This window comes from Kocuria sp. ChxB (assembly GCF_044359605.1).
Classification (GTDB): Bacteria; Actinomycetota; Actinomycetes; order Actinomycetales; family Micrococcaceae; genus Kocuria; species Kocuria rhizophila.
Window position 1 is genome coordinate 2364926 of record NZ_CP121123.1, and the last position, 12607, is coordinate 2377532.

General features: G+C 72.1%; 10 protein-coding genes. 2 read left to right on the forward strand and 8 right to left on the reverse strand.

Annotation, left to right across the window (positions count from 1 at the left end):
• Nucleotides 1-9 precede the first annotated feature (9 nt).
• From P8S73_RS10400 to P8S73_RS10415, 4 genes are all read right to left on the reverse strand, one after another.
• The gene (locus P8S73_RS10400; protein WP_396350376.1) at nt 10-1752 is read right to left on the reverse strand and encodes a pyruvate dehydrogenase; all 1743 of its coding nucleotides are present in this window, start codon (nt 1750-1752) and stop codon (nt 10-12) included.
• 346 nt (nt 1753-2098) lie between these two features.
• The gene (locus tag P8S73_RS10405; RefSeq protein WP_102613734.1) at nt 2099-3505 is read right to left on the reverse strand and encodes a class II fumarate hydratase; all 1407 of its coding nucleotides are present in this window, start codon (nt 3503-3505) and stop codon (nt 2099-2101) included.
• A 341-nt stretch (nt 3506-3846) separates the two neighbouring features.
• A complete protein-coding gene (locus P8S73_RS10410) occupies nt 3847-4497 on the reverse strand; it encodes a carbonic anhydrase (RefSeq protein ID WP_200829432.1) in 651 nt (216 codons plus the stop codon).
• A gap of 195 nt (nt 4498-4692) precedes the next feature.
• Complete coding sequence (locus P8S73_RS10415) at nt 4693-5568, reverse strand: DUF4245 domain-containing protein (protein WP_070636206.1); 876 nt, start codon at nt 5566-5568, stop codon at nt 4693-4695.
• Between the two features lie 137 nt (nt 5569-5705).
• Between P8S73_RS10415 and glpX the strand changes: the two genes are divergently transcribed.
• Both glpX and P8S73_RS10425 read left to right on the forward strand, forming a co-directional pair.
• The gene (gene glpX / locus P8S73_RS10420; RefSeq protein WP_019310167.1) at nt 5706-6713 is read left to right on the forward strand and encodes a class II fructose-bisphosphatase; all 1008 of its coding nucleotides are present in this window, start codon (nt 5706-5708) and stop codon (nt 6711-6713) included.
• Nucleotides 6714-6827: 114 nt separating this feature from the next.
• Nucleotides 6828-8333 (forward strand): hypothetical protein, encoded by a 1506-nt coding sequence (locus tag P8S73_RS10425; RefSeq protein ID WP_102614033.1) that lies wholly within the window; start codon nt 6828-6830, stop codon nt 8331-8333.
• 50 nt (nt 8334-8383) lie between these two features.
• Here P8S73_RS10425 and P8S73_RS10430 read toward each other — a convergent pair whose 3' ends face one another.
• The 4 genes from P8S73_RS10430 to purE all read right to left on the reverse strand — a co-directional run bounded on the left by P8S73_RS10430 (nt 8384) and on the right by purE (nt 12570).
• Nucleotides 8384-9139: an SDR family oxidoreductase gene (locus P8S73_RS10430; RefSeq protein ID WP_019310166.1), complete on the reverse strand. Its 756-nt coding sequence runs from the start codon at nt 9137-9139 to the stop codon at nt 8384-8386.
• Nucleotides 9136-10128 (reverse strand): peptidoglycan bridge formation glycyltransferase FemA/FemB family protein, encoded by a 993-nt coding sequence (locus tag P8S73_RS10435; protein WP_249494309.1) that lies wholly within the window; start codon nt 10126-10128, stop codon nt 9136-9138. The genes P8S73_RS10430 and P8S73_RS10435 overlap by 4 nt, the downstream gene beginning before the upstream one ends.
• A gap of 56 nt (nt 10129-10184) precedes the next feature.
• Nucleotides 10185-11864 carry an LCP family protein gene (locus tag P8S73_RS10440; RefSeq protein ID WP_396350377.1) on the reverse strand — a complete coding sequence of 560 codons (1680 nt, stop codon included), beginning with the start codon at nt 11862-11864 and terminating at the stop codon, nt 10185-10187.
• A 202-nt stretch (nt 11865-12066) separates the two neighbouring features.
• Complete coding sequence (gene purE / locus P8S73_RS10445; protein WP_275439788.1) at nt 12067-12570, reverse strand: 5-(carboxyamino)imidazole ribonucleotide mutase; 504 nt, start codon at nt 12568-12570, stop codon at nt 12067-12069.
• Between the last annotated feature and the right edge of the window lie 37 nt (nt 12571-12607).

A 12607-nucleotide genomic window follows, 5' to 3' on the forward strand; every position in this document is an offset into this window, starting at 1 on the left:
GCCGGCGGATCAGCCGCGCGGGATGTTGCGCAGGTTGGAGCGGGCCATGGAGACGGCCTCGCCGGCGCCGCGGTTGAGCACGATGCGGGACATGGCGGTGGCGAAGCCGAAGACCTGGTCCTTCTTGATCTCCGGGGGGATGGACAGGGCGTTGGGGTCGGTGATGACCTCCACCACGGACGGGCCCTGGTGGGCGAGCGCGGTGGTGAACGCGGACTCGAGGTCCTTGGGCTTCTCCACCCGGATGCCCTGCATGCCCATGGCGGTGGCGATCTGCGCGTAGTTCGCCTGGGGCACGTCCACGCCGAAGTCCGGCAGCCCGTCCACGAGCATCTCCAGCTTGACCATGCCCAGCGTGGAGTTGTTGAACACCACCACGGTCACGGGCAGGTTGTAGGCCGCCAGCGTCAGCAGCTCGCCCATGAGCATGGAGAGCCCGCCGTCACCCGACATGGAGATGACCTGGCGTCCCGGCTCGGCCAGCTGCGCGCCGATCGCCTGCGGCAGGGCGTTGGCCATGGACCCGTGCAGGTAGGAGCCCAGGATGCGGCGGGTGCCCAGCGGATTGATGTAGCGGGCGCTCCACACGTTGCACATGCCGGTGTCCGCGGTGAACACGGCGTCGCGGGCCGCCACCTGGTCCAGGATGGACGCCGCGTACTCCGGGTGGATGGGCGTCATCTTCTCGACCTTGCGGGTGTACGCCCCCACGGCCTTGTTCATGAGCTTGTCGTGCTTGGCCAGGGTCTTGTCCAGGAACGAGCGGTCGGACTTGACCGTGAGCTCGGGCAGCAGCTTGAGGATCGTGGACTTCACGTCACCGTGCACGGGGATGTCCACACCGGTGCGGCGCCCGATCACGGTGGGATCGGTGTCCACCTGGATGGTGGTGACGTCCGGGAGGAACTGGTCGTACGGGAAGTCGGTGCCGAGCATGAGCATCACGTCGGCGTCGTGCAGCCCCTCCGCCGCGGCACCGTAGCCCAGCAGCCCGGTCATGCCCACGTCGAACGGGTTGTCGTACTGGATCTGGTCCTTGCCGCGCAACGAGTGGCCCACGGGCGCCTTCAGGGTGTCCGCGAGGGCAATCACCTCGTCGTGGGCGCCGGCCACGCCGATGCCCGCGAAGATCGCGACCTTCTTGGCCGAGTTCAGGGCCTGCGCCATGCGCTCGACCGTCTCGTCCGAGGGAACGACGGCGCTCGGTGCCGGCACGGCGAACGGCCGGGCCTCCACCGCGACGTCCGAGTCCGCGTGGTCACCCGGCAGCGTGACCACGGAGACGCCGGGGCTGGTCACGGCGAACTGGATCGCGGAGCTCACCACGGCGGGGCACTGCTGCGGGGTGCTCACCAGCTCCGAGTACACGGAGCACTCGGTGAAGATCCTGTCCGGGTGGGTCTCCTGGAAGTACTCGGAGCCGATGTACTGCGAGGGGATGTGGGAGGCGATGGCCAGCACGGGCGCACCGGAGCGGTTGGCGTCGTACAGCCCGTTGATCAGGTGCAGGTTGCCCGGTCCGCACGAGCCCGCGCACACGGCGAGCTTGCCGGTCAGCTGGGCCTCGGCGCTCGCGGCGAACGCACCGGCCTCCTCGTGGCGCACGTGCACCCAGTCGATTCCGCCCTTCGCGGAGCCGCCGGTGCGGCGCACGGCGTCCACGATGGGGTTGAGGCTGTCGCCGACCACACCGTAGATGCGCTCCACGCCGGCTTCCACGAGCTGCTGGACGATCTGTTCTGCGAGCTTCACACTGTCTCCTCGAAGGAACGGCCCGCCGCGGGAGCACCCGGGCGGGCATCACGAATGTCTCTGCCCTCCAGGGTAGACCCGGATCCTTGCAGCCGAAAAGATCTGTGGGCAACGGAACACCGGCGCGTGCGGCGTCCCACGAAGGCCCCGCAGCCGCTCGGTCCCGCGCCGGACGGACGGGGACCGGGCGCGCGGACCCAACCCTGCGGCGTCGTCCGCGCGGCGCGCTGCGGGGCCGGCGCGAGGTCCCCGGTCCGGACACGGAAGGACCCGGCCGCCCCTCACGGGGAGGCCGGGTCCTGTCACGCGCTCGCCGCGCAGGCGGGCGCGGCGGTCAACCGGTGGCTCAGTGGCTGCCAGTCATCGTGGTGACGTCCAGCGCCTTGTCGAGCTGCTCCTCGGTGAGCTTCTCGCCGTCCACGTAGCCGAGCTCGATGGTCGCCTCGCGCACGGTGACCTTGTTGGCCACGGCGTGCTTGGCGATCTTCGCCGCGGCCTCGTAACCGATGGCCTTGTTCAGCGGGGTCACGATCGAGGGGGAGGCCTCGGCCAGGAACCGGCAGCGCTCCTCGTTGGCCTGCAGCCCGTCCACCATCTTCTCCGCGGCCACGCGGGAGGAGTTCGCGAGCAGGCGGATGGACTCGAGCAGGTTCGCGGCCATCACGGGGATGCCCACGTTCAGCTCGAACGCGCCGTTGGTGGAGGACAGCGCCACGGTGGTGTCGTTGCCGATCACCTGGGCCGCCACCTGGATGGTCGCCTCGCAGATCACGGGGTTGACCTTGCCCGGCATGATCGAGGAGCCCGGCTGCAGGTCCGGGATGTGCAGCTCGCCCAGACCGGTGTTGGGCCCGGAGCCCATCCAGCGGATGTCGTTCATGATCTTCATGTAGGAGTACGCGATGTTGCGCAGCTGCCCGGAGGCCTCCACCAGGCCGTCGCGGTTGGCCTGCGCCTCGAAGTGGTTGCGGGCCTCCGTGAGGGGCAGCCCGGTCTCCTCGGAGAGCAGCTCGATCACACGCGCGGAGAAGCCGTCCGGGGTGTTGATGCCGGTGCCCACGGCGGTGCCGCCCAGGGGGACCTCGGCCACGCGCGGCAGGGAGGCGTCGATGCGCTCGATGCCGTAGCGCACCTGCGCGGCCCAGCCGCCGAACTCCTGGCCCAGGGTCACGGGGGTGGCGTCCATGAGGTGGGTGCGCCCGGACTTCACGACGTCCTTGAACTCCGCGGCCTTCTTCTCCAGGGAGGTGGCGAGCACGTCCATGGCCGGCTTGAGGTCGTTGATCAGGGCGTTGGTCACGGCCACGTGCACCGAGGTGGGGAACACGTCGTTGGAGGACTGCGAGGCGTTGACGTGGTCGTTCGGGTGGACCTCCACACCGGCGGACTCCAGCGCCCGGGACGCCAGCGTGGCAAGCACCTCGTTGGTGTTCATGTTCGAGGAGGTGCCGGAGCCGGTCTGGAACACGTCGATCGGGAAGTCGGCGTCGTACTCGCCGGAGGCCACGGCGTCTGCTGCGTCGCGGATGGCCTGCGCGCGCTGCGCGTCCAGCACACCCAGCTCCTCGTTGGCGGTGGCGGCGGCCTTCTTCACCTGGGCGAGCGCCCTGATGTGCTCGCGCTCCAGGGTGGTGCCGGAGATGGGGAAGTTCTCCACGGCGCGCTGCGTCTGCGCACGGTAGAGCGCGTTCTTGGGAACGCGCACCTCGCCCATGGTGTCGTGTTCGATGCGGTACTCGGTGTTTTCAGCCATGGCCCCAGTTTAGGCGCCCGCACCGCCGCACGCCCGCCGCACCGGTGCCCGAGCGGCCGCATGACGGACGACGACGCCGCCCGCCCGGGTGCCGCAGCGTCGTCGCCCGCCCGGAGGCCTTCGCACGGACCTCCGGTGGGGAACCCGCACCCGCAGCTGCACGCCTCCGCGCGGACCGGGACGCTCTCATGTGTCGATAGTGCACAAGATGGGCCGTGATGCTGCGTTTGCTCCACACCACAGCATCACGCGGGTGTGCGGGGCGGGGCGGGGCCGCGGCGGGGCGGGGCTGCGGCTGTGCGATGCGGGCGGCGCGGGGCGTGAGGGAGGCCCCGGGAGGCTCAGGCCTCGCCGAAGGCGGGGTCCTCGCTGTAGACCAGCTCGGCCTTGCCGTCCGCGAGGTGGTAGAACACGCCGATCACAGCGGCGTCCCCGCGGGTGACCGCACTGGAGATCGCGGCGGAGTGGTCCATGAGTCGTGCGGCGGTCTGCCGGGTGTGCTCCACGACCATGTCCTGCAGGTCCGCGTCCCCGGCGCGCTTGGCCTCCAGGACGGACGGGGTGATGCGCTCCACGAGGTCGCGCTGGAAGCCGCGGGGCAGCTGTCCGGACTCCACGGAGTCCTTGGTGGCCGTCACCGCGCCGCACGAGTCGTGGCCGAGGACCATGATCAGCGGCGTGCCGAGCACCTCGATCGCGTACTCCAGGGAGCCGAGCACGGCGTTGTCGATCACCTGACCGGCGGTGCGGATCACGAAGGTGTCACCGAGGCCGAGGTCGAAGATGATCTCCGCGGCCAGCCGGGAGTCGGAGCACCCGAAGATCACGGCGAACGGCTTCTGGGACTGCGCGAGGTCCTTGCGGCGCTGCGCGTCCTGGTGAGGGTGCTCGGTCTCCCCGGCGATGAAGCGGGCATTGCCGTCCTGCAGGGCGCGCCACGCCTCGAGCGGGGTGCGGGGGGTGTGGTCCACGGCGGTGGTCTGAGTGCTCACGCAACGGCTCCAGGGTGCTCGAAGGGTTCGCGGGCGCCGATCGGGCCCGCATCGGTTCCAGGGTAGACCGGCTCACGCCGTGGTTCTGCGGGGCCGCGGACAGCGGCCTGAGTCCGGTCGGTCGAGGCGACCGTGGCGGTCCCGCGGTCTGCGGGCTCCAGAAGCACCGGCGCCACCCCTGGACACTGCGGCGGGTCAGGAGCCGGACAGCGACTGCGCGACCTGCTCGAACTCCGCGTCCGGTGCCTTGCCACTGAGCACCACGGTGGAGTCCTTGAGGTCGGCGACCCACGCCGTGTACTCCTCCTGCTTGTCCGTGGCTTCGCGGTGGTGCAGGGTCCACGTGACCCCGCCGACGGTCTTCTCGCCGGTCTGCGGAGCCTGCTCGGTGCGCTGCGCGAGCCACGTGGGGTTGGGCTCGGCCGTCTGCACCAGGTCCACCAGGTGGTACTCGGGGGAGAGGTATCCCACGTTCCACAGCGGCACGCCGTCCTCGGAGTTCTCGGTCCAGCGCGCGTAGTTGGCGCTCCACCCCTCGGGCAGCTGCGGGGCCGCCGGGGTGAAGGGCGCCTGGTCCGCCACGAACGCGGCCTCCTGGCCCACGTCCACGTTCGCGCGGTAGGGCTGTCCGTCCGGCTTGGGCTGAAGCCACAGGAACGGCAGCAGCAGGAGCATGAGCACCACCATGGAGATGACCATGCCCCGGATGGGGGCGTTGATCCGCGCCGCCTGCTTGGTGGTCAGCTGGGGGACGGGCTGCTCGGCGTCCCCGGCGTTCTCCGTGCCGCTGCCGACGCCGCCCGGTCCACTCTCCGGGGCGGCGCTCTCCGCACCGGGGACGGGACCAGCGCTCCCGGAATCACCCTCGATGCTGGGAGGGGAGGACGCACCGGGGGTGCTGGTTGCACCGGAGGCGGGCGGGACCCCGGGACCGTCGACCGCGCCGCCACTGTTCCCGGGAACGGCCGCGGCGCCGTCGGTGCCGGCGGGGGAGCGGTGGGCGGCGGCGCCGTCGGCGGGGTGATCGCCGTGGGCGGAGCGGGGGTCGGGGCCGGAAGCAGAGGAACTCACGCGCTCCATTGTGCCGTGCCCGCGCGGACCGTCCCAACAGCGGGGCCCGGGGATATGCTGGGGACACCCGTGGTGGTGCCCCGGGTCCCCGCAGCACGCGGACCGGGCGCCGCCGTAACTCGAAGGTGAGGAACAACGTGGCAGAGACGACCCAGCAGGGCTCGGGAAATGTGGCGGACCGCAACTTGGCACTGGAGCTGGTGCGTGTCACGGAGGCCGCGGCGATCGCGGGCGGCCACTGGGTGGGCGCCGGTGACAAGAACAGCGCGGACGGCGCGGCCGTGGACGCCATGCGCTCGTTCCTCTCCACCGTGGACTTCAACGGCACCGTGGTGATCGGCGAGGGCGAGAAGGACGAGGCGCCCATGCTGTTCAACGGCGAGCAGGTGGGCAGCGGAGCGGGGCCGGCCTCGGACGTGGCCGTGGACCCGATCGACGGCACCCGGCTCACCGCGTTGGGCATGAACAACGCGCTCGCGGTGATCGCCGTGGCGGACGGCGGCTCCATGTTCGACCCCTCGGCCGTGTTCTACATGGACAAGCTCGTGGTGGGCCCCGAGGCCGCGGACATGGTGGACCTGCGCCTGCCCGTGAAGCAGAACATCCACCTGGTGGCCAAGGCCAAGGGCGTCAAGCCCAATCAGGTCACCGTGTGCGTGCTGGACCGCCCGCGCCACCAGGGACTCGTGGAGGAGATTCGCGCCACGGGTGCCCGCACCCGCATGATCCTGGACGGGGACGTGGCCGGGGCGATCGCCGCGTGCCGCGAGGGCACCGGAGTGGACATGATGATGGGCATCGGCGGCACCCCGGAGGGCATCGTCACCGCGTGCGCCGTCAAGGCCACCGGCGGCGTGATCCAGGGTCGGCTGGCCCCCACGGACGAGACCGAGCGCCAGAAGGCCGAGGAGGCCGGGCTGGACGTGGACCGCATCCTCACCACGGACGAGCTCGTGACCTCCGACAACTGCTTCTTCGCCGCCACCGGCATCACGGACGGCGACCTGCTGCGGGGTGTGCGCTACCGCGGCCGCACCATCACCACGCAGTCCATCGTGATGCGCTCGCACTCTGGCACGGTCCGCATGGTCGAGGCAGAGCACTTGGCCACCAAGTGGGAGAAGTACGAGCGCCGCCAGGGCTGAGCCTCCACATCCCCCACGAAGCGCGTGCCCACCCGAGTTCGGGTGGGCACGCGTCGTTGGTGCCGGCCGCTAAGCTGGGGCGCGGTGCATCGGGCCCGAGGAGAGGAAACAGGCGTGGCGTTGAGCGTGACCCCGTGCGGCAACCGGAAGAGCTGGGACGCCCGCGTCCGGGTCACCGGAGGGCACCCGGACCTGCTGTGGGGCATCGGGGAGGCCGAGGCCCTCACGGGCGAGCGCGTGAGCGTGGAACGGGTGGCCGTGGACCGCGCGAACCAGACCGTGGGCTACGGGCAGCTTCTGGTCCACGCGGAGGACCGCCACACGGTGGTGGACGCCAAGTCCCTGCACGTGAAGAACCCGCGGGACCTCGTGACCGTGCTGGCCGCGCTGCAGGACCACGCCCGGGACGCCCACCACGCCGCGGTGCTGCGGGTGAGCCCCGACACGCACGCCACCGTGGCGCTGGCCGCCGAGCTCGCGGAGGCCGGGTACCGCCGCAGGGACAAGCCGCGCCGCGGGGAGGCCGGACCGCGTCACCTGGTGGTCCGTCTCGGTGAGACCGAGGGCGAGCTGTCCCGGAGATTGTCCAGCGCCACGCTGCAGCGCTGCCGTGGAGGGCTGCGGGACTCGGGGATCCGGGTGCGCCGTGTGGACGCCGCGGACCGGGACCTGTCCCACGTGGGTCTGCGCACCCAGCACATCAGGGATCTGCTGCGGGCCGTGGGGGACGACTCCGTGTTCCTCGTGGCCACCGAGTGCCCGGAGGAGGGTGGCGCGGAGCATGCCCTGGGCTACCTGTGGTTCGTCCACACCGGGGAGTCCGCCATGATCCACCGCTCGGGTTTCACCGACCGCGCGCGCCAGCTCGGGGTGGACGACGCCCTGCTGCTCACGGGCCTCGTGCAGCTGCAGCAGCGCCAGGTCCACAAGGTGCTTGCCGGGGACCCGGACCAGCCGGGCCAGCCCATGGTGCTGCGCGAACTGGCCACCGAGGACCACGAGGTGCTGGGCACGTGGGAGTTCCCGCTCGTGGGCGAGTTCCAGGTGGCGGGACGCGCGGAGAAGACGCGGCGCCGTTTCTTCGGGCGACGCCGCCCGGCCGCGCCGCAGAACGACCTGCTCCCCGAGGCGGGCGAGGACCCGGGAACGCTGGCGGCTCACGGGGCGCCCGACTCCGAGGGACGTGCGCGTCCTGGGGCGCCGTCACGGCACCCAGCGCCCCAGGTGACCGGTCTCCCGAGCCCTGGGGACGAGCCGCTCGCTCCGGTCACCCCCATTGCCGCCGCGGTGGACGCTGACCCGGACCTCGCGCGACCGCAGGATCTCGCCCCGCACGGTGACGCCGCACCGGCCCACGGAGCGCAGGAGCCCGCGCAGGACAAGCACTCAGGAGCTCGCAGCCGTCTCCTCGTGGGCCGACTCAAGCGCGGCGCGGGGCGCGGCGGCACCGAGTCCGGCGGTGCCGCACCGAGTGCGGGGGCGGCGGCAGAGAGTGGGCGGACGGCGTCGTCGTCCACCGGCGGTGGGGAGCCGGAGCCCAGTGAGAACCGGGCGAGCGCCCTGCTGCGGCGGGCCGTGGCCGAAGGACGCGCCGCCGTGAGGGACGCCGCCCGCTGGTAGCGCCACCCGGCGCCGCACTGGCGCCGTAACCGGCCCCGGGGAACCGGGCGTCAGGAGCGCCCCGACACCCTGTTGGCCACCCGTGCGCTGAGCGCGTGCGGCACGAGACCGGTGATGCGCTCCAGGACGTGGTAGGCCCGCGGGAACACGAGCCGCGAGCGTCCGCGCTCGAGGGCGGACAGTGCCGCTGCCGCGAGGTCCTCCGGCCGGGCCGACCGCCCGAGGTCGATGGCGGCGGCGTCCGCCACGGCGAAGAAGTCGGTGTCCACGGGCCCGGGATTCACGCTCAGCACCCGCACGCCGTGCTTGCGGGCCTCCACACCCACCGCGAGCGTGAAGCGGTCCACGAACGCCTTGGACGCGCTGTACGTGGCCATGGACGGCAGCGGCTGGAACCCCGCCACGGAGCCGATGTTGACGATTGCCCCGCTGCGGGCGGCGGTCATGGTGCGCAGCGCCGCGTGGGTCAGGGTCATGAGCGCGCGCACGTTGACGGTGAGCTCCTCGAGCTCACGGTCCAGATCGAGCGTGGCGAACTCGCCGTGGCTGCCGAAACCGGCGTTGTTGACCAGCAGGTCCACGGGGTCCTGCTCCAGGACGCGCACGAGGGCGTCGATCCCGTCCTGGGTGCCCAGGTCCGCGGCCACCGTGCGGGCCACCCCGCCGGTGACCTCGTGGGAGAGGGCGGTGAGCTTCTCCTCGCTGCGCCCGGTGAGCACCAGCGCCCAGCCCCGCTCGTGCAGCGCCCGGGCGAACGCCCGGCCGATCCCTCCCGTGGCCCCGGTGACCAGCGCGGTGCGGGTCACGACGCCGCTCCGCGGGTGCGCAGCGACCGCAGCTTCCGCCGGGCGGCCACCAGCCCTTCCCGGGCAGCCCTCCCGCCGTTGTAGGCGGCGTACCCCGCACGGGACACCGGGAGGTCCCACGTGCCCGGATGGGACACGGGTTCGCCGCCGAAGGACTTCTTGAAGGATGTGAAGCCGTACCACTCGTGCTCGGGACCGGCACCCTCGGGCGCGGTGCCGAAGAGGTCGAACCACGTGAGGCCCTTCTCCCGGGCGTCCATGATCATGGTCACCACGAGCGGGATCCCGGCCGAGAGCCTGCGGTGCTCCTGGTCCATGGCGGCGTGCGCGTAGGTGCGGGTGTCCGCGGAGTCGTACACGAGCGACGCCGCGATGGGCGTGCCGTCGAGCTTCGCGAGGTAGAGGCTCGCCGCACCCACCGGCATCAGGGTCTCCGCGGCGGTGCGCAGGTAGTCGTCCTGCTGGCGGTTGAAGTTGCGGCGCGCGGCGGTGTCCTCCAGGAACTCGAGCAGGTACCGGACGTCCCCCGGGTCCTCGGAGCGCTCGATGCTCACGCCCTTCTTGTGGATGTTGCGGTACAGGTTCCGGTTGGTGGACTTCATGTCCTTGAGCAGGTCCTTGGGGTCCCTGCGCAGATCCACCACCTGGGTGTGCCCCGGCTGCACCTGGCGCGGGGAGCGCTTCATGCCCCGGCGCTCGAGGGACTCCTCGGGGGTCTCGCCGTCCCGTGCGGGGTGTCCGTCGACCGGCTCCACCCGCACGAACCAGCAGCGGTGGGCCCTGGCCTGGGCCGCGAGGTCCGCGAGCGCGAGGTCGAATGCCTCGGGGGACTCTGCCTCCGGACCGTAGGGGCAGTAGAGGTAGCGCCCGGTCCGGCCGCCCTCGACCGTGGCGAGGTAGCGCCACCCCGGGCCCTCGGCCTGGACCACGCGGTGACCGATGCGTTGCTGGAACTGTGCCCATTCGGGGGACTGGAGGATGTTTGCCACGCCCCCACTGTACCGATGCGCACCTGGTGCGCGCCGTGGCCCGCACCGCACGGGGACTAGGGCACCGAGCACGTGCCGTTCGGGGAGAGCTGCTCCTCGGAGGGCACCCTGGCCAGTGCCGGGCGCGCCGTGCTGGCGCCGGCCGCGGAGACACCCGCGGCGGGCCCCGTGCCGGCCCCGGCGGCGTCGCCAGCCCCCGCGGACGACGACGCCGCGGTGCCCGCCGCCTGCGTGTCCCGGCCGTCGGCCTTCTCCAGGATGCCCGCGAGGTCCGCCTGGAACTGGGCGTAGTCCGGGTAGGTGGGGAAGCTCTGGTCGTAGTACGGCGGACCCGCGGCGTAGGACTGCAGCTCGTGGTTCTGGGCCTTGCTGGCTACGGAGACCATGGAGCCGATCGAGGACTGGGGGATGTCCGTCTCGAGGATCTGCTCCCCGGACGCCGCGAGGTCGTCGAAGTTGGTGAGCACCGTGCGGGGGTCCAGCTGCGAGATCATCGCGGCCTGGACGCAGCGCTGACGCGCCTGCCGGTCGTAGTCCGTGGCGCCCTCGCGGGAGCGCGCGTACCAGAGCGCGTGGTACCCGTCCATGTGCTGCGTGCCGGGTTCGATCCACCCCAGGATCGGGTTCTTCTCGCCCGTCTCGAGGTTGGTGCCGCCGCCGATCGGCACGCGGCCGCCCACGGTGATGTCGATCCCGCCCATGGCGTCGATGAACGCCTCGAAACCGTCCATGTCCACGAGCGCGTAGCCCTGGATCTTCAGACCGGTGACACCCTCGGCGGCTTCCTTGGTGGCCTGGGCGCCCGGGTCCGCGACGCCGGGGTAGAGGTCCTGGTGGTTCTGCATGACGTCCGTGTAGATGGCGTTCATGAGGCACTCGTCCCCGCAGTTGAAGCCTTCCGGGTACACCGACGCCATGGGGGAGTCCGCGGGGAACGGAACGTTCTGCAGGTTGCGCGGGATGGACACCGAGACGGTCTGGCCCGAGGAGGCGTCCACGCTCATCACGGACATGGAGTCCGGGCGGCGGCCCTCCCGGTCCTCACCCGCGTCACCGCCCATGAGCAGGATGTTGTAGCGCCCGTCGGAGGGCGCGAACGGGAGGCCGTCCGCGAACGTGTTCGAGATCGCACTGCGGGCCACGGACACCAGGTGCGCCGCGTACCCGAGTCCGCCACCCGTCACGAGCATGGCGAGGACGGTCACCAGGATCACGGCGCGGCGCATCCCGGTGCTCAGCAGGCCGGGTCTGATCAGGCGCAGGGTGTCGAACCACAGCAGCACCCACCCGATGGCGAGGGCCACCAGGACCACCGTGAGCACCAGGGACGTCACGGCGCCGGTGAGCACCCAGACCACGGCGGTGCGCCACACGAACCACAGCACGAGCGCCGCGAGGAGCAGGGCCCACACGAGGGCCGTGACGCGCACGGCGGCACGCCCGAGCCGGCGGTTGCCCGCCACGAGCTGCGCGGAGCCTGGCACGAGCAGCGTGGCTCCCAGCAGCCACCACGCACGCCTGGTGCGGGTGGCCGGGGCGGCGAAGCGCGGGTGCACCAGGGGATCACCCACCCGCGACCTCGCGCGGCGGGGCCCGTCGTCCGGGTGGCGGGCGGCCGTGGCACCCGCGAACGGGTTGCGCTCGTCCCCGGGGCCGGCGTCAGCGACCTGCTCGTAGGCCCTCGTGGCCGAGGGGTGGGCGGCAGCGCCGTCGGGGCGGTCGGTCGATCCGTTCACGTGCAGCTCCGTGCGGGAGGGGAAGGTGGTGCGGGTCCGCGGGAGCGGTCCCGCGGGGCCGGGGTCCGGTGCCTCGGGGGGAGGGACTCCGACGCGCTCATTGTGCCCTGTCCACCCGGGTGGGTGTCGAGGTGCGGGATGCCCAGGCGAGTCCGCCGCGGGACGGTGCCGGGGCGGACTCGCCCGGCGGGTGCGCGGACGGTCAGGCGCCGGAGCCGACGCCGCGCGCCACCGTCTCGCGCAGGGCGGCGCCCTTGCGGTGCGCCGCCTCGGACAGCTCGCTGGCGAATTCCTGCAGCCGCCCGCGCAGCTCGGTCCCGGAGAGATCGGGGGAGGAGGCGAGGACGCGGGCCGCGAGCAGACCCGCGTTGCGCGCGCCGTCCACGGACACCGTGGCAACGGGAACGCCCGCGGGCATCTGCACGATGGAGAGCAGCGAGTCCATGCCGTCGAGGTTCTTCAGAGACACCGGCACACCGATCACGGGCAGCGGCGTGACGGACGCGAGCATGCCCGGCAGGTGGGCCGCCCCGCCCGCGCCGGCGATGACCACGCGCAGTCCGCGCTCGTGCGCGGTGCGCCCGTACTCGAGCATCTCGGTGGGCATGCGGTGCGCGGAGACCACGTCCGCCTCGTAGGGGATCCCGAGCTCCTCGAGCGCCTGCGCCGCGGCGGACATCGTGGCCCAGTCCGAGTCCGAGCCCATGACGAGACCCACGACCGGGGCCTCCGCCTGCGTTGCG

What these genes read in the sequence shown, in the direction of transcription:
- P8S73_RS10405 (WP_102613734.1), bottom strand. Translation starts at nt 3,505, where the DNA reads ATGGCTGAAAACACCGAGTACCGCATCGAACACGACACCATGGGCGAG.
- purE (WP_275439788.1), bottom strand. Translation starts at nt 12,570, where the DNA reads ATGGGCTCGGACTCGGACTGGGCCACGATGTCCGCCGCGGCGCAGGCG.